We start from the raw sequence: 21,225 nt of genomic DNA on the forward strand, positions 1-21,225 counted from the left end.
TTCGTCACATCCCTCGCCGTCCCGAAAATTTGGCGACCCTCCTGGCTATGTTTGATTTCTACGTTTCTTGGAGGGTCGCAGCGAGAATAATATCCCATCACATCCCACTTCACAACACTATTATGGGCATTTCTCCCCATATGACCCATCTAAATATCCTCCCATTCCCCGGAGATTATCGAAATCTGCACAAGATGTTGTGTTCGGCATTTTGTCTAACCGCATTTGTGGGCTCTTTGAGGGGTGGGGCATTTCCCCAAAATTTTTTATGGATTTCGCATGATTTGGGCCAAATACCCACGCGAACGGATTCGCGTGGCATCCTCATCGTTTTTCGAACAGTACAATGGACCTGTACACCGAAAGACTCGACCCGAGGAGCTCGTCATGACACACAGCGATGCGCAGAGCAATTGCGTACTCTACCTCTCGGACGTTCACGGCGAATTCGATACCTTCGCCTATCTGCTCGATGGCTGGCGCGATGACCTGCGCTGGGCTCATCTCGTCGGCGACATCTACGATCGCGGTCCCGCCCCGGACAAGATTATCGATCTGCTCATGGCCTATCCTGATGCCGACATCCAATGGGGCAACCATGATGTGGTGTGGATGGGTGCTGCGCTCGGACAGCCTGGTTGCATTGCTCATGTTGTGCGTAACTGTGCACGCTATGGTAATCTAGACATCTTGACTAGTTCATACGGAATCAATCTGGAACCCCTGGCGACGTTCGCGCTCACCGCCTATGCGGATGACCCCTGCGACGCATTCGCGCTCAAGTCAAACCCCGGGCTCACTGACGCGGAACTCGAAATGAACGTCAAGATTCAAAAGGCAATGGCAGTTCTGCAGTTCAAGGTCGAGGCGGCGCTCATAAACAAGTATCCCAGTTTTGGGCTCGAAGATAGGAAGCTTCTGCATCTCATCGATTACGACGCCAAGACCGTCGTCGTCGATGGCGTCATCTACGAACTCACCGACATCTACTTTCCCACCGTCGACCGCGATGACCCGTATAAGCTCACCGATGAGGAGCAGGCCGTCATGAACTACCTCGTGGACGCATTCACCGGCTGCGAAAAGCTCGCGCGGCACATTCGCTTCCTCTTCGAGCACGGAAGCCTGTACAAGATTTGCGACGGCGATTTGCTTGCGCATGCCTGCGTGCCGCTCAACGACGATGGCACCCTCAAGGAGGTCGACATCTTCGGAGTAACCTGCAAGGGCAAAAGTCTCTACGATGAGGCGCAGAAATGGGTGCGCACGGCTTTCGAGTCCAATGACGAGGCCATGCGCGAGAAAGGCCGCGACCTCATTTGGTATCTGTGGCTCGGGCCGGGCTCACCGCTTTTCGCCAAGAGCAAGATGGCGACCTTCGAGATCTACCTCTGCAAGGACAAGGCGGCGCGCAAGGAGGTCAAGAACGCCTTCTACTTGCTACTTGACGAGGCAGAGCCGTACGAGCGCATCTTCGAGGATTTCGGGCTCGATCCCGCTCACGCCCGCATCATCTGCGGTCACGTGCCGGTCAAGGCAAAGGACGGCGAGAATCCCGTTAAGGCGGGCGGCCGCGTCATCTGCATCGATGGCGGCATGTCAGCGGCGTACAGCAAGACGACGGGACTGCAGGGATACGCGCTCACGCGCACAGACGAGCACTTCACGCTTTATGCCATCAAGAGCTTCGACAAAGACACGAAGACGATCGTCACCGAAGCCAGGGAGATTGCGCCACGCTAAGAGTGGCGCTCAGGCGCATGGTGCTTGCCAATGATTCGCACCCGAAGCTCCAAAATCGTTCGGCTGCTACGGAACTCGTGCGCAAGACCAGCGCGCTCAAACAGTCCTCGCAAGACCGCCTCACGATTTTGGAGCTTCTGCTCATCGGGCGGCGCGCCACGCGCCCAAGCGCTCCCTTGGACCTCCGCTCGACGACTTCCCTGCACACATGTTCGCGACTATTTCACCCGCTGCAATACGGCGGCGAAGTGGCCATCGGGGCCGTCGAGCGCGGGAAGCGTCGCAAACGAGCCTTCGTCGATGCGCCAGGCATCTTGTGGCTGTGCCGCGAGAAAAGTGTCGACGACCTGTTGGTTCTCCTCATCGAGGATGCTACAGGTCGCGTAGACGAGCGTGCCACCCACGGCAACGTGGCACGCTGCCTCATCGAGCAACGCGCGTTGCAGCTCCGCGAGGTCGCTTACGTCATCGGGCGTAAGGTTCCAGCGTATCTCGGGATGACGGCGCATCGTGCCCGTTCCCGAACACGGCGCGTCAAGCAACACGGCATCGTAAAGCGGTAACACCCCATCGATACCGTCAAGATCACGCGCATCACCCGTGAGCGAGAGCACGTCCTCGATACCCGCCTGCTGCATGCGCTCGGCATGGAGCCGCGCGCGGTACTCGTGAAGGTCGACAGTATGAATGGGCACCGTATGACCGAGCGTCTCGAACGCCCGGCTCTCCAGCAACATCGTCTTGGTGCCTCTCCCCGCCCCTATCTCGAGCATCGTCCCATCAAGCGGCACAAGGTCCGCCACACGTTGGGCCGAGAGATCGCAGGCGAAGGGGTTATCGGGATCAAACGGGTTGTCCCGCAGATAGCGCGGCGCCGGACGTAGGTCCGCCTCCATGACCGTCGTGGCAACATCGCGCCCGTACTGCGCAGCGAGACGCTCGGCGAGCCACAGCGGCATGCCGAAGGAACGCGCCCAGGCGGCATCGTCCGTACTCACATCGCCCCAGGGAAAGTCACGCGCGTCACGGGCCATCTTATGCAGCACGGCATTGGCAAAACCCGCAGCGCGTGGCGTCACGCAGCGCACGAGCTCGACACCCTGGTCCACGACCACGTGCTCGGCTTTGTGCAGGAACAGCAATTCGTAGGCTGATATGCGCAACGCATCCCGTACCTTGGGTTTGACATCGCGTGGCGAGGAGAGCGAGCGATCGATGGCCTCGTCAAGGGTGCCCCGGCACATCACGGCACCAAAGGCGAGCACCTGGGCAAAATCGAACTCTTCGGGAGGAAGCCGCGTTGTCTCTCGTGCACTGCTCACGAGCTCGCGCAGGTACGCGTCGCGATTACGAACCTCGCGGGTAAGCTTGAGAGCGAGCAGGCGAGCAGGCGTCGCTTTGCTCGCACGACGTCCGTTAGCCATAGACCGGCAGCTTGTGGTAGTACTCGGGCAGGACGTTCCAGGTAAGATCATCACAGTCGTGCAGACCGGCAATCCATGACTGGGCAGACATCACGCGCTTGTTCTCGGGTTTGACCTCGTCAATCTCGACCGCACGACCTTTGAGGCCAAGATAGATGTGCTTCTTCTCGAGCACGACCTCGCCGCGCTCCAAGACGATATCGGCCGGATGGGCGCGCAAGATGGTGACCCGGCGTCCGCATACCACGCAACGGGATGGCGTACGATGCGAGGAGGCCTGCACGCGTCGCAGGAACTCGGCATTGGTAAGACCGGGGCGCAGCAGCGTCTCGTCCTTGGAAACCTTCTCGGCGTAGGTCACGAACTCGGTATCCTGCTCGAACCACTCGTAGGTACCCGCCTCGACCTGCGGAAGCGCCTCGAGCAAGCCGGCAGCGCCGATTTCGGCAAGCTCGTGAAGCAACTCCTCGGTCGTCTTGTGTGCAATCTCGACTGCACCGAGCGTATGGTAGGCACCCGTATCAAGACCCTCCTCCATCTGCATGAGGCAGACGCCAGCGAGCTCGTCGCCATTGAGGATGGCACGCTGTACCGGTGCGGCGCCACGCCAGCGCGGCAGCAGAGAGCCATGGATGTTCAGGCAGCCAAAACGGGGAATGTCCAGAACCTCGCGCGTGAGCAACGCACCGAACGCCGCCACGATAATGACGTCGGGGGCAAGCGAGGTCAGATGCTCGACGACGCCATCCTCACGCAGCGAATAGGGCGTGAAGACCGGCAGGTCCAGCTCCTCGGCGCGCATCTTGACACGCGTCGGCTGCATCTTGTTGCCGCGGCCGGCATGTGCGTCGGGACGCGTATAGACCGCGCTGATGACATGATCGGGAGATGCCGCGAGCGCATCGAGCGCGGGTAGGGCAAAGGAGGGCGTGCCCATGAAGACGATATTCATTGTGCATCCACCTCCATCAGCGGTCAGGACCCAGATAGCGAGCTTTCCTACTGGCCAGTTGCGACGCGATATTCCCTGAGCGCCTTGAGACGGGCGATGGGATCTGCGCGCTCGATGAGCGTCACGCCGTCCAGATGGTCCATCTCGTGTTGCATGCATATTCCGAAGAGATCCTCGCCGTAATGCTCGACCTCGTTGAAATCGGCATCCAGGCATCTGACCCTCACCCACTCCCAACGCTTCACGTTGACGGACAGGCCCGGGAGGGAGAGACAACCCTCGGTCGAGGGAATCTTGTTATCTGAATGCTCGATAATCTCGGGATTGATGAGCACGAGCGGACGACTGGGCAAAAGCTCGCCGTCTTCGTCTTCGGTCACGTAATCGGTATCGATAACGACCATGCGCTTGAGCAGGCCAACCTGCGGCCCGGCAAGGCCGACACCATCCGACCCGTACATCTCCTTGAACATGTTATCGACATAGCGCAAGACGGTCTCGTCACCGGGTTCGACCGGTTCGCAGACCTCATGCAACACGGGATCGGGAAATGTGTAAACTTGCATGCTTCGCCTCGATTTCGACAAAAGGAACCATTAGTTTAGCAGATAGACGCAAGACCTAGTGCAGGTTTTGCTGAGCGCGCAAGGCGCTCTCTTCGCTCATGCCCATGGTCGAAAAACGTTCCTTCATGAACGCATCATCGTAATGTTCGTTAAACCACACCTGCACCTCGTTCTCGACGGGCAGGCCAGCCTCACGTTGCGACCAGCAATCAAGTGCGAGCAAGGTCATGATGGCATTGACTACCATGAACGTGAAGACAAGCACCGTAATGATCGCACGCCACTTGAGCGGAATGATATCGACAAGTTGCATGACGCCGGGCAAGAGGATGCGTATCCACACCAGACCGCAAAGCCCCCAAGCGCAGGCGTGTGCGAAATCCGTTCTGCCGTCGATCGAGAGGAAGGTGCCGGAATAATCCCAGGCAACTACGCCAAAGGCAGTCTGCATGTACCAAGAGACGAAAAACTCGAAGGCGGCTCCGATGAGACCGGAGACGACGAAGATGAAGAACGCATTGCGATACCACATACGATTGAGCGCAATGGTCATGAGCAAGGCACCGAAGCCATAGATGGGCGAGAACGGCCCCCATAGAAGTCCTGCGCGACTCTCCCAGACGTGATTGACAAGCAGGCAGAAGATCATTTCCATGCATAGGCCGAGCACGCACGCCGTCATGAAAATCCAGAACAAGTTGAAGAAATTAAGCGGGATGTAGCCACGACGATCAGGGTCTTGCTCGTAGACCTTCTTGCGAGCCTCCTTGCCCTCCTTGAAGGGGTTTTTGAACGCCGGCGCGCGATCGAGGTTGGGATCATTGTAGATTTGGTAGGCAATGGCACAGATGAACTGGAACAAGTAGGTGATTTCGAGCCAGACAACGCCGTTGAGGGCAACGCTCGTAAGCAAGCCGGCAAGCAGGAAGACTATGAGCACACGCAGGAGCATGCGTGCCTCGAATATCTTGCCCTTGCGGTCGAGCCTGATGAGAACAATAAGGCCGGCGAAGTTGAGCGCGGCGAGAAAGCCGTAGACGATGGCGACGATGCCGTAACTGTTGACCGTGCCGGTGAAGAGCTCGGTCAGGTGTCCCCAGCTCAGCACGCATTGCGAGATGACCTGCAATACCGAAATGCCGAGCGAGATGATGATGAGCGCGGCGATGATACGGTTGGCCTTGGGAATGGTCGAGGGCGGCACCGTCTCGTGCAGCTCCTCGCCAAAGTGCTCGGCAGAGTGCTCGATGCGCTCAACAGAGTCCTCTACGCGCTTTTCGACGTCTTCCCTTACTTCCCTAATCGCGTGCTGTGCCTTGCGCTCCGTGCGGGCAAAGGCGTTGGGCCGTACGGTCAGCGGAATCTGCTTGCGCTTGTCTTTCTTTTTATCGGCCACGGTGCCATCCCCTCTCATGCAATGACATCTGGTTTCGCTTGATTGGTAACGCGCATCTTGAAGACACTCGCGAGCAGGTCGTCAAACTCGTCAGGATAGTCGATATCGCGTTCGGTGACCACGCCATCCCTCGTTTCCTTGATGCGGCGCATGGAAAGCGTGACACGACCCTCCTCGCCATCGATGCATACGAGCGGTCCCTTGAGAAAGCGCGACGATGGATCGGTCTCGAAGAAGGTGCGGCGTGGGTCGAAGTCGGCCGGCTCGCGAGCCACGTCGCGGAAGGCGAACATGAGCGACTCGTCGCCATTAACGATGCGTATGACGTGATACCAGGACTCGCCATCGACGTCGATCTCGTCGATGCGGTACTGGCAGCGCCCGTCATCCTGTACGATGCCCGGCGTAAAGCGAATGGGTGCGGCGATGTTGTAGGCAAAGCCGACATCCGTGATCCAGGGGTCCGATGCGGGATTATCGGGGTCGGTCACCATGAGAAAGACATGGTCGAATTCGTCCCCATCATCGTAAATGCGTCCGCCCCTAAGCTCGAGGTCGAAGCCGAGAGCATGGAGAGCCGCAGCGTAGAGAAAGTTGAGCTCGTAGCAGATGCCGCCACGCCCACGCCCCACGATCTTGTCGAAAAGCCCCTCTTCGCTCAAATCTAGGGGAACCTTGCCCGCAAGGATGTCGAGGTTTTCGAAAGGGACCGTCTCGAGATGGGCCCGCTGCATCATGCCGATGCCCGCGATATCACGTGTGGGCTCTTCGTCAAGGCCGATGCGATCGAAGTAGGCGATGAGATGTTGCTGGTCCAACGGGTCTCCTCGTTCATTGTTGACTCGATATTAAAAGGCCAGCGACACAAGCCGCTGGCCTGATGTTTCATGGTGGCCCTGATACGATTCGAACGTACGACACCCGCTTTAGGAGAGCGGTGCTCTATCCCCTGAGCTACAGAGCCAGCTCGCAGTATTCTAGCAGAGAACGACAAGGCAGATGAGACACATTGGACAGGTACATCTGTCTCATTTAAACCCAAATGAGACAGATGTACCTGTCCAATGTGTCTCATCATTCCGCCGAACGCACGGTGAGGACGCCGTCATCGACGGAGAAACGCACGGTCCGCGCTCCGTAGCGCATCTCGTAGACACGCTCGGGGTTATCGTGATAAGCCGGGCGTGGATCGCGTGCCAGGGCAGCGAGCACGGCCGTCGCGTCATCGCCCAGGCGCTCACGCAGCGCGTCATCGCAATCGACGGTGAGCACACCTTCGTCGGGATCGGACGCAAAGCCGCCTCGTGCATCCGGATGCGCGTCTGCATAGGGGATATATGGTTTGATGTCATAAATGGGCGTCTTGTCTAGAAGGTCGACGCCGCTTACCTCGAGCACGGTGCCCTTGCCCTTCGTCTTCTCGACACCATCGAGCTTGACGACGGAAAGCCCGAGCTCGTTGGGACGGAATGGCGAGCGCGTCGCGAACACGCCGCATTTCTCGTTACCGCCCAGGCGCGGTGGACGCACGAGCGGCGAGAACTCGTCTTGCTCGACCTCGGAAAAGCCCCATATCAGCCACAGATGGCTAAAGGTCTCGATGCAACGCAGGGCATCGGGGTCACGGTACTTGGGCTCGAAGACGATGGTGCCCTTCGCCTCGGCGACCAGTCCGCTTTGCCGTGGAATTCCGAACTTCTCAGGAAACGGTGTGCGGATGTGCGCGATAGGTTCGATTTCGTATGTCTCGGAATGAACCATTATTACCTCATAAACCTAGGAAAAGCCTGCCGCATATTCAGACTTCTCGAACAGATGGGCGTTTTTCGCAAAGCGAGTGCGAGGACTGTCTGAGCACGCGGTCTTTGCGTGCGAGTTCCGCAGCAGCTTTGCGAAAAACGCTCATCGGGTGTGAGAAGAAGTCTGAATAGGCGGCATGGCTTTCCCTCCCTTAAAGCGTCTCGATGAGCGCGAACAGCTCGTCGACGATTGCGTCGGCGGGCACGCGACGCAGCTTCTCGCCTTTCGCGAAGAGCAGACCCTCGTCACGCCCGCAGGCCACGCCCACGTCGGCGAAGCGCGCCTCGCCCGGCCCGTTGACGACGCAGCCCATGACCGCGACCTTGAGCGGCTTGTTAATCATCGCGAGACGGCGCGTGACCTCGTCGGCGATGGGAATGAGGTCGACCTGGCAACGGCTGCACGTGGGGCAGGAGACGATTTCGGGCTTGCAGCGGCGCACGTCGACGGCGGAGAGGATATCGAAGGCCACGGCGATTTCCTCGACCGGATCTGCCGTGAGCGAGACGCGCATGGTGTCGCCTATGCCCTCGGCAAGCAACATGCCAAGCCCTGCAGCAGACTTGATCGTACCCTGGCGCACACCACCGGCTTCCGTGATGCCGATGTGCAGCGGCACCTCGGGCAAACTCTGCGAGAGGCTCCGATACGCGTTCACGGTCGTCATCACGTCATGCGCCTTGGCCGAGACGACGATGTCATCGAAATCACGTTCGCGGAAATGCTCCACGAAGCCCTCGGCCGAGAGCGCGAGCTTCTCCGCTTGGGTGAGGTCACTACGCGCAGCAAGGGCATCCTCGAGCGAGCCCGCGTTGACACCGATGCGTATGGGAATGCCGGCTTCCCCCGCCGCCTCGATGACCGCATCGACCTTGTTCATGGCGCCGATATTGCCCGGATTGATGCGCAGGCCCGCTGTATGCTCATGACAGGCTCCCACCGCAATTTGATAATCGAAGTGCACATCGGCAACGACGGGCAGTGGGCTTGCCTCCGCGACCTGCCCGAAACGCACAATCGACGCGCGATTGGGAATGGCAACGCGGACAATCTCGCAGCCGGCCTTGGCCAGGCGCTCGATTTGCGCGAGGTTGCCCTCAACGTCAAGCCATGGCCCGTCCGGACCATCAATCATGGGGATATTGGTCATCGACTGCACGCTGACAGGCGCCCCTCCCCCAACGGCAACCTTGCCGACATGTACACGACGCGTCGCGTTACGAGGCGTTTCGAAGTCCATGGGCTACCCCTTCAGGAAGAAATTGACGATGTCTTGTCGCAACAGGAAGACGAACAGAACAAGTAGCAGCGCGATGACGATAAAGGTGATCACATTGACGACGCGCGCCGGCACCGCGCGATGCGTGACGCGCTGAATGACCTCGATGAGGATACGCCCGCCATCAAGCGGTGGCAGGGGCAGCAGGTTCACGACGGCAAGCGACAGCGATACGATTGCGATGATGAAGAGCAGCGGGACGATGCCGGCAGATGCCGCCCGCTCGCTCATGACGGCGATACCGACGACCGAGGTCGACTGACTGAGCGTCTCGCCCGCCGTAGCGGGATTGAAGAGGTTGAGATAGCCCTGCACCGTGAGCACGAGGTACTCCCAGGACGCGCCCAGCGCCTCCAAGACGGGCAAGCGATACTGCTCCTGACCAGCGTATATGCCGAGGCGCGGCGAGCCGTTCTCGTCCATCCCGACGATGAGCGTCGTGCTCGTCGTCTGTCCATTGCGTTCGTAGGCGACGTCTATCGCCTCGCCCGGCGCAAGTCCGGCGATGACGGTGGACAACGTCTGCCAATCGGGCACGTCGGTGCCGTCAATGGCAACGATGGTATCACCCGCCTGCAAACCCGCCTCTTGCGCGGGACTGCCCTCGACGACATCGCCAAGCGTCGTCGAGGCAACGGTCAAGCCGATGCCGCAGAAGATGACGATGAGCAGGATGAAGGCAAGCAGCACGTTCATAAACGGGCCGGCAAAGAGCGTGACGAGCCGCTTGGGAAACGACAGCGCGCGATAGGTGTGCGAGCGCTCCTCGTCGAGCAACGCTTGCGGATCATCGACCTCACGTGCCTGCCCAAGCTCGAATCCATCGCGTGCCGGTGCGGAATAGACATCGTCAGGACCGTGCTTCTTGGGCGCGATGATGGAGCCCCAGCCATCCAGAATGACGAGCGCCAGCTCCGCGGACTCCGCATCGAGGTCGCAGCCCAGCGCGACGTGGGATACGTCAGCCGTGCCGTGTCGATATACGTAGGCGAGCACCTTGGCCAGATTCGGGTTCTCGACATCGCCTTCCATGCCCGCGATGCGATTGTAGCCACCTAGCGGAATGCAGGTGACACCGTAGCGGCATCCGTTTCTCTCGAAGCCGATGTTGGGGCCCGGCATGCCGATCATGAACTCGGTCACACGCACGCCAAAGGCTCGCGCAGCGATGAAGTGGCCAAGCTCATGCACGAGCGTGAGCACGCCGATAATGACGATGAACCAGAATATGATCGCGAGGATGTTCACGAGACGGACTATCCCCTCGCTAGAATGTCGGACGCGAGCGCACGAGAGCGCGCGTCGATTTCCTCGAGCTGCTCGAGCGATTCGACCGGTTCGCTTCCCATACGCTCCATAACCTGCTCGACGGTCGCGTCGATATCGGTCAGGCGGCAGGCATCGGCAAGGAAGGCCGCCACGGCGACCTCGTTTGCCGCGTTCATCACGCAGGGAAGCGTGCCACCTGCGCGACCCGCCTCAAGCGCGAGCGTCAGGCAGCGGAAAGTATCCAAATCCGGATCGAGGAACTCGAGTGACGCCATCTGGGTAAAATCGACCTGCGCTGCCGGGCTTTCCCAGCGATGCGGATAACTCAGCGCGAACTGGATGGGGATGCGCATGTCGGCAACGCCCAGATGAGCCTTGACCGAGCCATCGACGTACTCGACCATCGAATGCACGCATGACTGCGGATGCACGACAACCCGGATGTCATCCGTCTTCACGTCGAAGAGATGCTGCGCCTCGATCACCTCGAGGCCCTTGTTCATGAGCGTCGCCGAATCGATGGTGATCTTGGGTCCCATGTTCCATGTGGGATGCGCAAGCGCCTGCGCAGCCGTCACCTGCGAAAGCTCGTCGCGCGTCATGCCACGGAAGGGGCCACCCGAGCAGGTGAGCCAAATCCTACGCGCCTCGTTTGCGAATTCTCCCAGATAGCACTGGTAGATTGCCGAGTGCTCGGAATCGACGGGGAGCAGGGTATCGTGCGTGGCAAGCGGCATGATGAGATCGCCGCCCACGACGAGCGACTCCTTGTTGGCAAGCGCGAGGATGCGGCCCGCCTTGAGCGTGTCGTAGGAGGCGCGCATGCCCGCCTCACCGGAAAGCGCGTTAAGCACAATGTCGACATCGTCAAGTTGCGTGAGGGCCGCAACGGCGGCGGCGCCAAATCCGACAGACACGTCGTCATCAAGTTGTGCCAACGCAGGAGCATCGCGCACGGTCTCATCGCCGAAGGCAAGGTGCTTGCAGCCGAACTCCTGCGCATAGCGCACCATCTCGTCGACACGTCGGCCTGCCGCGAGCGCAACGACCTCGAGCTTGTCTGGATGCATGCGCACGACGTCAAGCGTCTGCGTGCCAATAGAACCAGTCGCGCCCAGAATGACGAGACGCATCTTGCTCATGTGCGTTCCTTTCCTACAGTGCGAACCCTATGAATGAGAAGATGTAGGGGGCACCGGCGACCATGGCATATGCCGCCACGGAGCCGAAAATGACCGAATCGCAGCGGTCGAGCAGACCACCGTGCCCAGGCATGATGTCACCCGAATCTTTCGCAGAAAACCCGCGCTTGATATGGGACTCCGTCAAATCGCCGATGATGCCCGCATAGCCCACGACCAAACCGGAGATGACGGCCCAGACCCAACCAAAGCCGCAATCGGGAACGAAAACGACGATAAGCACCCAGAAAAGCACGCTGAACACCATGCCGCATGCGACACCCTCCCAGGTCTTCTTGGGCGAGATGTGCGGAGCGAATTTGTGCCTGCCAAATGCCGAACCACCAAGGTAGGCAAAACCGTCATTGGCCCAGATGCTTCCCAAGACCAGGAAGCACATGAGACCACCTTCGAAACCGGGAATGACACCACGCAGCATCACGAAGGAGGAGAGCATGAGACCCGTATACAGATAGCCGAACAGTGTGAGCGCAACGTCGACAATGGTGTCCTCCACGTGCGCGAAGTAGCGCATGAGCATGATGATGCCCGCGATGAACGAGACGGTCAAGGCGGCAACGGCCACATGCCCGGTCTGGACAATAAGGCACATGGCCAGGGGTATGAGACCGGCCGTGACGGTGCCGATGATGATGTAAGGGTGATAGCCATTGCCCTGCGCCATGCGAAGGAACTCGTAGCAGCACAGGGCAGCCGTTGCGGCGATGACAATGACCGTCGTATACCACGAGACGAAGGTCGCGACGGATGTAATGGTGACGTACACCGCACCGACACCGACACGACGACCGAGGTCCTTGACGTTAATTGCCATCACACACCACCGATCATTTACTCATCGACCCTTCCGAAGCGACGATTGCGCGCTTGGTAATCGAGAAGCGCGCGCAACAGCTCGTAGCGATCGAAGTCGGGCCAGAGCACGTCGGTGACGTAGAACTCAGAGTAGGCAAGCTGCCAGAGCAGGAAATTGGAAAGACGCATCTCACCGCTCGTGCGAATGAGGAGATCCGGATCGGGCATGCCGGCCGTGTACAGATGAGCGGATAGCAGGTCCTCCGAAACCGCCTCGCTCGTGAGATCTCCGATCTCGACCATGCGCGTGATTGCGCGGACCGCATCGGTAATCTCGAGGCGCGAACCGTAGTTGACCGCGATGGCAAGCGTCATGCCACCATTCTTGGCGGTACGCTTCTCGGCCTGCTTGAAGATGGTGCGCGTCGTGAGCGGCAGGTCCTCGACACGACCGAGCAGCTTGATCCTAACCTTCTCCTCGTCAAGGCCGTCGACCTCAGCGCCCATGGTCTTGGCGAAGAGATCCATGAGACCCGTGACCTCGGTCTTGGGACGGTTCCAATTCTCGGTGGAAAACGAGTAGATGGTGAGGTAGCGCACGCCGATATCGTTGCAGGTGGTAATGGCTTCGCGCACGGCGCGGATGCCAGCCTTGTGGCCCTCGCCGCGGTCAAGGCCGCTTTGCTTGGCCCAGCGCCCGTTGCCATCCATGATGATGGCAACGTGCTCGGGGATTCTGCTCGTATCGAGTGCGTATACGTCGAGCTCTGCGGGAGGTTCGGGAAAGATCTCCTCCAGTGTGGATGGTCTCTCGCTCAAAAATGCTCCCTAGATCTCCATGACCTCGGCCTCTTTCACGGAAAGGGCCGCGTCGATTTTCGCGATGAAGTCATCGGTGAGCTTCTGAAGCTGCTCTTCTTCGCGATGCTGCTCGTCCTCGCTGATCTCGCCGTCCTTCTTGAGTCGCTCGATCTTGTTCTTGGCATCGCGGCGAGCGTTGCGCACGGCAACGCGGCGGTTCTCGGCAGCGGCCTTGCACTCCTTGACGATCTCGCGGCGGCGCTCCTCGGTGGGAGCGGGAAACGGCAGGCGGATGATGCCCGAGCCATCATTATTGGGTGTGATGCCCAGATTGGCAGAGAGGATGGCCTTCTCGACGGGTCCGAGCAGGGACTTGTCCCACGGCTCGATGGTCATGAGGTTGCCCTCGGGAATCTTGATGGCACCGACCTGTGAAACGGGCGTGGGAACGCCGTAATAGTCGACCTTCACGTTGTCGAGGATGCTCGCCGAGGGACGACCCGTGTTGAGTTTCGAAAAATCCTGATCGAGCGCCTTGACCGCACGGGCCATTGCCTCTTTTGCCTGATCGAGTTCTTCTGACACTTTGGGTCTCCTTCTCTAGCTGACGGTCGTTCCGACGTGCTCGCCCTTGAGCACGCGATCGATATTGCCCGGCTTATGCAGGTTGAACACGATGATGGGAATATCATTGTCCATGCACAGCGTCGTAGCGGTCGAGTCCATGACGTGCAACTCGCGCGAGAGTACTTCCATGTAGGAAATCTCGTCGAACTTGACCGCATCGGGGTTCGTGTGCGGGTCACTATCGTAGATGCCATCGACCTGCGTCGCCTTGAGGATGGCCTCGGCATCAATCTCGCAAGCACGCAGCGCAGCCGTCGTATCGGTCGTGAAGTACGGATTGCCCGTACCACCGGCAAAGATGACAACGCGCCCCTTCTCGAGGTGGCGGATGGCCTTGCGACGGATATAGGGCTCGGCGACTTCCTGCATGCTAATGGCAGACTGCACGCGCGTGAAGACGCCGGCGCGCTCGAGGCCCTCTTGGAGGGCGAGGGCGTTCATGATCGTTGCCAGCATGCCGATGTAGTCGGCCTGGGCACGGTCCATGCCCTCGGCAGCACCAGCAAGACCGCGGAAGATGTTGCCGCCACCGACGGTGATGGCAAGCTCGATGCCACCATCGACAATCTCGCGAATCTGCGAGGCAATCTCGCTAATGACCTTGGGATCGATACCATAGCCTTGCTCGCCTTGCAGCGCCTCGCCCGACAGCTTGAGTAAGACACGCTTGTACTTGTAGTTGCCCATGTGGCTCCCCTTCTCGGGATGGAATCGCAATTAGAGGCGCTCGACGAAGCGGCCGTCGCGCGTGTCGATCTTGACCCTGTCGCCAATCTCGAGGAAGAGCGGAACCTTGATCTCGGCGCCCGTCTCGCAAACGGCAGGCTTGGTACCGCTCTGGACGGTGTTGCCCTTGAAGCCGGGCTCGGTCTCCGTGATCTCGAGCTCGACGAACATGGGAGGCTCGACGTTGATGAGCTCGCCGTCGGCGTATTGTGCCAGGCAGGTGTCGCCCTCCTTGAGCCACTTCTCGTTATCGCCGATGATGGCCGCGGGGACCTCGGGTTGCTCGTAGGTCACAGGGTCCATGAAGTAGAACGTGTCACCGTCGGTCCAGGAATACTCCATCTCCTTGGTCTCGAGACGCACATCGTCAAACTTGTCGTTGGGCCTGAAGGTGTACTCGACGACGCGACCCGTAGAGACGTCCTTGAGCTTGGTGCGAATGAAGGCACCGCCCTTGCCGGGCTTGACGTGCTGGAACTCGACAATGGTGCAAAGCTTGTTGTTGTACTTGATGCACATGCCGTTTTTAAAGTTTGAGGGCTGAACGCTCACTTTTCACTGCCTTTCTCTCGACATATCCGCACTATTCTACTCTATCGACCCGCAAACGTGAGGGTCAGCTTTGAGCGTGCGCAAAATGCCCGTAATTGTGCGAAACGCATCCGATTCTTGCTCCCGGCAGACGTTTCCGTACAATGGAGCGCATGTGCAAGCAGCCACTTCTGTCATTTCGACCGGAGGCGCGAAGCGGCCACTTCCGTCATCTCGACCGGAGGCGCAAGGCAGTCTGTCCTGTCATTTCGACCGGAGGCGCGCAGCGCCGGAGTGGAGAAATCTCCAACAGCAGAGATTTCTCGACTTCGCTCACTGCGTTCGCTTCGCTCGAAATGACAGGGGCTATTGTCATCTCGACTGGAGCGGTCGCGAGACCGCGGAACGGAGAGATCTCCTTCGCTCGGGATGACAGGGGCTATTGTCATCTCGACTGGAGCGGTCGCGAGACCGCGGAACGGAGAGATCTCCTTCGCTTGGGATGACAATAGGTATGGAAAGGTGTGGAACATGCGGGCGTTACACAGAATCGAACAGGTACAGAGGCTTCTCGAGGACCAGGTTCTCGATGCGATCATCGTTCGGGCAAACAGCGACCTGTTCTGGCTCACGGGTTTCGAGGACGTCTTCGACAGCGAGCAAGCTCATGTCGCCATCATCACGCGCCAGGACTGCATCCTGCATACGGACACGCGCTACGTGACCGCCATGCGCGAGAAGGCCCACGAGGAAGGCATCTGGCAAATTGACGCCTCGCGCGAGCGTGAGGTCGAGTTCATCGCCCACATGCTCAAGGAACTTAAGCTCGTCACGGGACGTGTCGCCATTGACGAGACCATGCCGTTGAGCCTCTATCGCAAGTATTCGGATGCAATGCCCAACGCGCGCTTCAAGGAGCGCTCCGATGACATTCTCAAGCTGCGTGCCGTCAAGGATGCCGATGAGATCGTCCTCATGAAGCGAGCCCAGGCCATCGCCTCGGAGGCGTTCATGGAAACGCTGGAGGATTTACAGCCCGGCATGAGCGAGCGTGACGCCTCGATCATGCTCGAGTTCAACATGAAACGCCTGGGAGCAAGCGAGCTCGCGTTCGCGAACATCGTCGCAAGCGGACCCAACGGCGCCAAACCCCACGCCATACCGTCAGAGCGCCAGTTCGAGCAGGGCGACTTCATCGTCTTCGACTTCGGTGCACGCGTGGGCGGATACTGCTCGGACACGACACGCACCGTATGCATCGGTGGGGCAAGCGAGGAGCAGATACGCGTCTACGAGGCCGTACGCCGGGCAAACGAATGGGTTGCCGCAAACATCAAACCGGGTGTAACAGGCGCGCAGATGCATACGCTCGCCGAAAGCGAGCTTGCCAAGGCGGGCTTCGAGCACAAGATGGGCCACTCGCTCGGGCATGGCGTGGGTATCGATATCCATGAGCTTCCCCTGCTCTCGCCTACCAACAAGGAAGCGCTTGTCGCTGGCAACGTCGTGACCGACGAGCCGGGCATCTACTTACCAGGCGAAATGGGCGTGCGCATCGAGGATTGCGGTGTCGTCACCGAGACCGGATTCGAGAGCTTCTGTGACATCACGCACGAGCTCATGGTGATCGAGTAAGGCATATCTATACCTCTGCCGTCATCTCGACCGGAGGCGTGCGGCGGCCACTTCTGTCATTTCGACCGGAGGCGCGCAGCGCCGGAGTGGAGAAATCTCCAACAGCAGAGATTTCTCGACTTCGCTTCGCTTCGCTCGAAATGACAGCGCGCGACGTGGCGTCTCCGCTCGAAATGGCGGAGCCACGTCATATCACGCTTACCCCAAATGTTCCAGCAGCATGTCGACGCCGCGCAGGTAGCCTTGAGGTCCGAGCCCCTTGATCTGCCCGATGCAGGCATCGGCGAGCACGGAGTGGCGTCGGAACTCCTCGCGCTTCGAGATATCGGAGATGTGCACCTCGACAACCGGTGTGGTGACCGAACTGATCGCATCATGCAAGGCGTAGCTATAGTGCGTGTGCGCGCCGGGGTTGTAGACGATACCGTCATAGACGCCCTGGCTCGCATGTATCTTGTCGATAAGCTCGCCCTCATGGTTGGACTGGAAGCAATCCATGTCGGCACCATGCTCACGCGCATAGGAAACCGTATCAGCCTCTATGTCGGCGAGCGTCGTCGTGCCGTAGACGTCAGGTTCGCGCTGCCCCAGCAAGTTGAGATTGGGGCCGTTCATCAACAGCAGCCTCATGCTTGCCCCCACATCTTTCCGCCGTTTTGCTCGATGAGGCGCTCCTTGAGCGTGCACCAGGCCCGCAAATGCTCCATGATGACGTCATCGGGCACGGCCACGAGCTTCCACTTGGCGATGTCCTCGAGCAGAACGAACCTGACCTGGCCGCCACGTGCCTTCTTGTCGCCCTTCATGAGTTTGAAGAGGCGCTCCGGTGGCGCCACCCACGGAAGCGCTGGCAAGCCCAGCGAGTCGAGCAGGCTATCCGTTGCCTTCACGACACTCATGTCGCAGCCAAGCATCTCGACCGAGAGACGTGCTGCGAAACGCATTCCCTCGGCAACGGCGCGTCCATGCGCGATGGTGCCATAGCCCGCAGCGTTCTCGATGGCATGTGCGAGAGTGTGTCCGTAGTTGAGACACTCGCGCACACCGGCGGACTCGGTACTGTCCTTGCTCACCACGGATGCCTTGAACTCGGCGGTCATGTAGACCGCCTCCTCGAGCAACTCGACGTCATGCGCCATAAGGCCTGCGGCGTTGTCACGCAGCCATTCGTAGAAGGAACGACGCGGGGCCACGAAGGAGCTCTTGGCTATCTCGGCAAAGCCGTTTGCCCAGTCCTCCTCGAGAAGGGTCTTGAGGCAGCGAATGTCGGAGCACACGAAGACGGGCTGATGGAAGGTGCCGACGAGGTTCTTGCCGGCCTGAAGGTTGACCCCCGTCTTGCCGCCGATGGACGAGTCGACCATCGCGAGCAGGGTCGTGGGCACCTGGATGAAGTCGATGCCGCGCATGTAGGTCGAGGCGACGAAGCCGGCCAAATCGCCCACGACGCCACCGCCGCACGCAACGATGAAATCATCGCGAGTGAAACCATAGCGGGCGATAGCCTCCCAGAGCTCATTGGCGAGTTCGACGGACTTGGAGGTTTCCCCCGGCGCGATGAGCAGGTCGTAGACCTCGAATCCGGCCTCTTCGAGACGTTTCTTCACGAGCTTGCCATAGGCAGGCCCCACGTTCTCATCCGAGATGACGAGGGCACGCTGGCAATCCTTGAGATCGCGTGCCGTCGAGGAGAGTGCGGAAAGGGCACCGCTCCCGATGCGGATATCGTACACATGACCGCCCGGTAAGGCGACGTGGATGATGCGGTCTCGGCTCATAACAGCCCCTCTCGTTCCAGAGCTTCCTTGCATTGGTTGGCCACCTGATAGACGCTTTTGCCCGATGACTCGATGGTGATATCCGCAACTTCACGGTACCAGGGCATGCGTTCGGCATAGATTTCATCGACGGGACGCTCGCCCGAGAGCAGCGGTCGCGTGGAGGGATTCGAGATGCGCCCAATGGCCTCATCACATGGCACGTCAAGAAAGACGACCGTGCCGAGGGATTTGAGTATGGGGCGGTTAACCGGATTGCAGACGATGCCACCGCCACAGGAGATGATGGAGCGGCCCTCATGCTCGAGGCTACGGAGGGTCTCGGTCTCGATGCGCCTGAAACCCGCTTCGCCCTCCTCGGCAAAGATGCGGGGGATCTTGCGGTGTTGAATTGCCTCGATACGATAGTCAAGGTCGATGAGCGAAAGTCCCGTGATGGCAGACAGTTTGCGCGAGACGCTTGTCTTGCCCGAGCCCATGAACCCAACGAGGAGTATGTGATCGTTGCATGTTTCGCGCGTCATAATGCGATGCGCTCCCGATATGCATCGCGTGCAGAGATGATGTCATCGATCACGTCGGCACCGAACTTCTCGAGGTAGGCATCGGCGAGCACGAAGGCGACCTCAGCCTCGGCCACGACGGCCGCGGCAGGCACCGCGCACACGTCCGAACGCTCCTTGGATGCCTTGACGGGCATGAGCGTGTCGGTATCGACGGTATCAAGTGGCTGCATCATGGTTGGAATGGGCTTCATCGCACACGTCATGACGAGAGGCTCGCCGTTGGTCATGCCGCCCTCGAGGCCGCCGGCATTGTTACCGGAACGGGTGAAGCCACGCGCCTCGTCATAGTAGATGGAATCGTGCACGAGGCTTCCAGGACGCCGCGCTGCCTCGAAGCCCAAGCCAAACTCGACGCCTTTGATGGCGGGGATGGAAAACGCCGCTGCGCCCAGACGCGAGGTGAGGCGGTCGGGACCGGAAGCGTAACTGCCAAGGCCGGGAACGAGACCATCGGCAACGACGACGAACTCGCCACCGAGCGACTCGCCCTTGGTCCGCGCCTCATCGATAAGTGCCTTCATAGCCTGTGTCGTCTCCTCGTCGGGGCATCGGCATTCGGATGCCTCGATGGCTGCGCGCTCGATCTGCGCGTTTTCGGGCAGCTCCACCGTGCCGATGCGGCGCACGTAGGAATAGACCTCGACGCCGAGCTCGGCCAGGAGCGCCTTGGCAATGCCGCCAGCTGCGACACGCGCCGCCGTCTCGCGTGCGCTCGAGCGCTCGAGGATGTCGCGGGCATCGTCGGTCGCGATCTTGAGCATGCCGACGAGGTCCGCATGGCCAGGACGCGGACAGGTCTCGCGCTTCAGGTCGTCTGGAGCCTCCCCGTTTGGCGCCATGCGGTCAGTCCAGTTGGCGAAATCGTCATTGACGACCTGCAGGGTAACGGGCGTGCCGAGCGTTTGGGAAAAGCGTACGCCGGAGAGTATCTGCGCGGTGTCATGCTCGATCTTCTGGCGACCACCGCGACCATAGCCGCCCTGGCGACGTGCAAGATCGCGATTGATCGCATCGATGTCGATGGAAACGCCCGCCGGCATGCCGGAGACGATCGCCGTGAGCGCTGGTCCATGCGACTCCCCTGCCGTGACAAACTCCATGATCTTCCCTTTCCCTCTATTGGCCCGCGCGATCTTGCTGTGCGGTCTTGCGTGCCTCGAGCTCCTCACGCGCCAGCACGATGTTCATCGCCGCAATAGCGCATTCAATCATACCCTCGTCAGGAGGATTCGTCGTCAGACGCTGCATCTGCATACCAGGCCACAGAATGATGCGGACAAGCTTGTTGTCTGGATGCGTACCAGCCCACTTGACCGTCACCTCGTAGGATACGCCGGCAATGAGCGGTAGCAGGATGATGCGCGTGAGCATGATGAGGACGAAGCGCAATGGGCCTTCGGTGACGCCCGTCAGATCGACAAGCGCGTTGATGGGCTGACCAAGCGCCGTGTAGACGAAGATGGCGATGAGCATGACCATGATGATGAAGGCCGTGCCACAGCGTACGTGTAAGCGCGGAAAACGCATGGCGACCCCGGGCTCGAGCGATTCGCCATGCTCGAAGCAGTGGATGGTCTTGTGCTCGGCTCCGTGATAGCTGAACATGCGCCGGATATCCTTCATAAGGCTGATGAGCCATATGTAGACGATGAAGATGGCCACGCGCACGATGCCATCGAAGATGTTCCAGGCGACGGAATTCATGCTCGACTCACCGAGAACGAGGTTGCTCAGCGCTGCGGGCAGGATGATAAAGATTGCGATGCCGAGTACGATGCCGACGAGCATCGAGATGGTCATGAGGGCGCTCGTACCAGCGGACTTCTTCTTCGTCTCACCGTCCTCGGCGAGCTCGTCCTCTTCCTCGTCCCAATCGTAAGCATGCTCACTCGAGATGCCGAGCGCTTTGTAACCAAGCGCCAAGGATTCCACGAAGGCGGTGCAGCCACGGATAACGGGCCAGTACATCCAGGCGTTCTTCTTGCGCCCGGAAGCCAGATCGTGTTCCTCGGTGTAGATCTCACCGTCTGACTGGCGGACGGCAACCGCCCAATTATAGCGACCGCGCATCATGATGCCCTCGATGAGCGCCTGCCCACCGATATGCGTCCGCGTTTGGACGTCGCAATCTGCAG

21 protein-coding genes and 1 tRNA gene are annotated in these 21,225 nt (G+C 59.7%); 2 read left to right on the forward strand and 20 right to left on the reverse strand.

The features are described 5' to 3' along the window. Positions 1 to 279 precede the first annotated feature (279 nt). Positions 280 to 1,743 (forward strand): hypothetical protein, encoded by a 1,464-nt coding sequence (locus tag DBY20_04900; GenBank protein PWL79212.1) that lies wholly within the window; start codon positions 280 to 282, stop codon positions 1,741 to 1,743. A gap of 218 nt (positions 1,744 to 1,961) precedes the next feature. On the opposite strand, the gene DBY20_04905 is transcribed toward DBY20_04900, so the two are convergent. From DBY20_04905 to efp, 15 genes are all read right to left on the reverse strand, one after another. Continuing rightward, complete coding sequence (locus tag DBY20_04905) at positions 1,962 to 3,218, reverse strand: rRNA methyltransferase (protein ID PWL79213.1); 1,257 nt, start codon at positions 3,216 to 3,218, stop codon at positions 1,962 to 1,964. Beyond that, a complete protein-coding gene (locus DBY20_04910; protein PWL79214.1) occupies positions 3,160 to 4,119 on the reverse strand; it encodes a methionyl-tRNA formyltransferase in 960 nt (319 codons plus the stop codon). The genes DBY20_04905 and DBY20_04910 overlap by 59 nt, the downstream gene beginning before the upstream one ends. A gap of 47 nt (positions 4,120 to 4,166) precedes the next feature. Next, entirely contained in the window at positions 4,167 to 4,685 is a 519-nt protein-coding gene (def, locus tag DBY20_04915; protein ID PWL79215.1) for a peptide deformylase, read from the reverse strand. Between the two features lie 55 nt (positions 4,686 to 4,740). Further along, positions 4,741 to 6,099 carry a hypothetical protein gene (locus DBY20_04920; GenBank protein ID PWL79216.1) on the reverse strand — a complete coding sequence of 453 codons (1,359 nt, stop codon included), beginning with the start codon at positions 6,097 to 6,099 and terminating at the stop codon, positions 4,741 to 4,743. After that, on the reverse strand, positions 6,096 to 6,899 hold the full coding sequence (locus DBY20_04925; GenBank protein ID PWL79217.1) for a hypothetical protein: 804 nt from the start codon (positions 6,897 to 6,899) through the stop codon (positions 6,096 to 6,098). Before DBY20_04925 ends, DBY20_04920 begins: the two co-directional genes overlap by 4 nt. A 70-nt stretch (positions 6,900 to 6,969) precedes the next feature. Further along, a tRNA-Arg gene (locus DBY20_04930) sits at positions 6,970 to 7,045 on the reverse strand. Between the two features lie 110 nt (positions 7,046 to 7,155). After that, on the reverse strand, positions 7,156 to 7,842 hold the full coding sequence (gene tsaA / locus DBY20_04935; GenBank protein ID PWL79218.1) for a tRNA (N6-threonylcarbamoyladenosine(37)-N6)-methyltransferase TrmO: 687 nt from the start codon (positions 7,840 to 7,842) through the stop codon (positions 7,156 to 7,158). Positions 7,843 to 8,032: 190 nt separating this feature from the next. Further along, on the reverse strand, positions 8,033 to 9,121 hold the full coding sequence (locus DBY20_04940) for a 4-hydroxy-3-methylbut-2-en-1-yl diphosphate synthase (GenBank protein ID PWL79219.1): 1,089 nt from the start codon (positions 9,119 to 9,121) through the stop codon (positions 8,033 to 8,035). A 3-nt stretch (positions 9,122 to 9,124) separates the two neighbouring features. After that, complete coding sequence (locus DBY20_04945; GenBank protein ID PWL79220.1) at positions 9,125 to 10,489, reverse strand: hypothetical protein; 1,365 nt, start codon at positions 10,487 to 10,489, stop codon at positions 9,125 to 9,127. Then, positions 10,417 to 11,571: a 1-deoxy-D-xylulose-5-phosphate reductoisomerase gene (locus tag DBY20_04950; protein ID PWL79221.1), complete on the reverse strand. Its 1,155-nt coding sequence runs from the start codon at positions 11,569 to 11,571 to the stop codon at positions 10,417 to 10,419. Before DBY20_04950 ends, DBY20_04945 begins: the two co-directional genes overlap by 73 nt. A 13-nt stretch (positions 11,572 to 11,584) precedes the next feature. Next, a complete protein-coding gene (locus DBY20_04955) occupies positions 11,585 to 12,445 on the reverse strand; it encodes a phosphatidate cytidylyltransferase (protein ID PWL79222.1) in 861 nt (286 codons plus the stop codon). A gap of 17 nt (positions 12,446 to 12,462) precedes the next feature. Next, on the reverse strand, positions 12,463 to 13,245 hold the full coding sequence (locus tag DBY20_04960) for an isoprenyl transferase (protein PWL79223.1): 783 nt from the start codon (positions 13,243 to 13,245) through the stop codon (positions 12,463 to 12,465). Between the two features lie 9 nt (positions 13,246 to 13,254). Continuing rightward, positions 13,255 to 13,812 carry a ribosome recycling factor gene (locus tag DBY20_04965; GenBank protein PWL79224.1) on the reverse strand — a complete coding sequence of 186 codons (558 nt, stop codon included), beginning with the start codon at positions 13,810 to 13,812 and terminating at the stop codon, positions 13,255 to 13,257. Between the two features lie 15 nt (positions 13,813 to 13,827). Then, positions 13,828 to 14,541 (reverse strand): UMP kinase, encoded by a 714-nt coding sequence (locus DBY20_04970; protein PWL79225.1) that lies wholly within the window; start codon positions 14,539 to 14,541, stop codon positions 13,828 to 13,830. Positions 14,542 to 14,571: 30 nt separating this feature from the next. Further along, positions 14,572 to 15,132, reverse strand: a complete 561-nt coding sequence (efp, locus tag DBY20_04975) for an elongation factor P (GenBank protein ID PWL79226.1) — start codon at positions 15,130 to 15,132, stop codon at positions 14,572 to 14,574. Between the two features lie 510 nt (positions 15,133 to 15,642). On the opposite strand from efp, the gene DBY20_04980 reads away from it, so the two are divergent. Then, the gene (locus DBY20_04980) at positions 15,643 to 16,746 is read left to right on the forward strand and encodes an aminopeptidase P family protein (GenBank protein ID PWL79227.1); all 1,104 of its coding nucleotides are present in this window, start codon (positions 15,643 to 15,645) and stop codon (positions 16,744 to 16,746) included. 198 nt (positions 16,747 to 16,944) lie between these two features. Here DBY20_04980 and aroQ read toward each other — a convergent pair whose 3' ends face one another. Genes aroQ through DBY20_05005 form a run of 5 tightly spaced genes read right to left on the reverse strand, consistent with a single transcriptional unit; the run spans position 16,945 to position 21,163 of the window. Continuing rightward, complete coding sequence (gene aroQ / locus DBY20_04985) at positions 16,945 to 17,376, reverse strand: type II 3-dehydroquinate dehydratase (protein ID PWL79424.1); 432 nt, start codon at positions 17,374 to 17,376, stop codon at positions 16,945 to 16,947. Continuing rightward, entirely contained in the window at positions 17,373 to 18,524 is a 1,152-nt protein-coding gene (aroB, locus tag DBY20_04990; GenBank protein PWL79228.1) for a 3-dehydroquinate synthase, read from the reverse strand. Before aroB ends, aroQ begins: the two co-directional genes overlap by 4 nt. Then, complete coding sequence (locus DBY20_04995) at positions 18,521 to 19,048, reverse strand: shikimate kinase (protein ID PWL79229.1); 528 nt, start codon at positions 19,046 to 19,048, stop codon at positions 18,521 to 18,523. Before DBY20_04995 ends, aroB begins: the two co-directional genes overlap by 4 nt. Then, positions 19,045 to 20,190 carry a chorismate synthase gene (locus tag DBY20_05000; protein ID PWL79230.1) on the reverse strand — a complete coding sequence of 382 codons (1,146 nt, stop codon included), beginning with the start codon at positions 20,188 to 20,190 and terminating at the stop codon, positions 19,045 to 19,047. The genes DBY20_04995 and DBY20_05000 overlap by 4 nt, the downstream gene beginning before the upstream one ends. A gap of 16 nt (positions 20,191 to 20,206) precedes the next feature. Further along, a complete protein-coding gene (locus DBY20_05005; GenBank protein ID PWL79425.1) occupies positions 20,207 to 21,163 on the reverse strand; it encodes a DUF1385 domain-containing protein in 957 nt (318 codons plus the stop codon). Positions 21,164 to 21,225: the final 62 nt, after the last annotated feature.

It is taken from the genome of Coriobacteriia bacterium, from assembly GCA_003149935.1.
Lineage (GTDB): Bacteria > Actinomycetota > Coriobacteriia > Coriobacteriales > QAMH01 > QAMH01.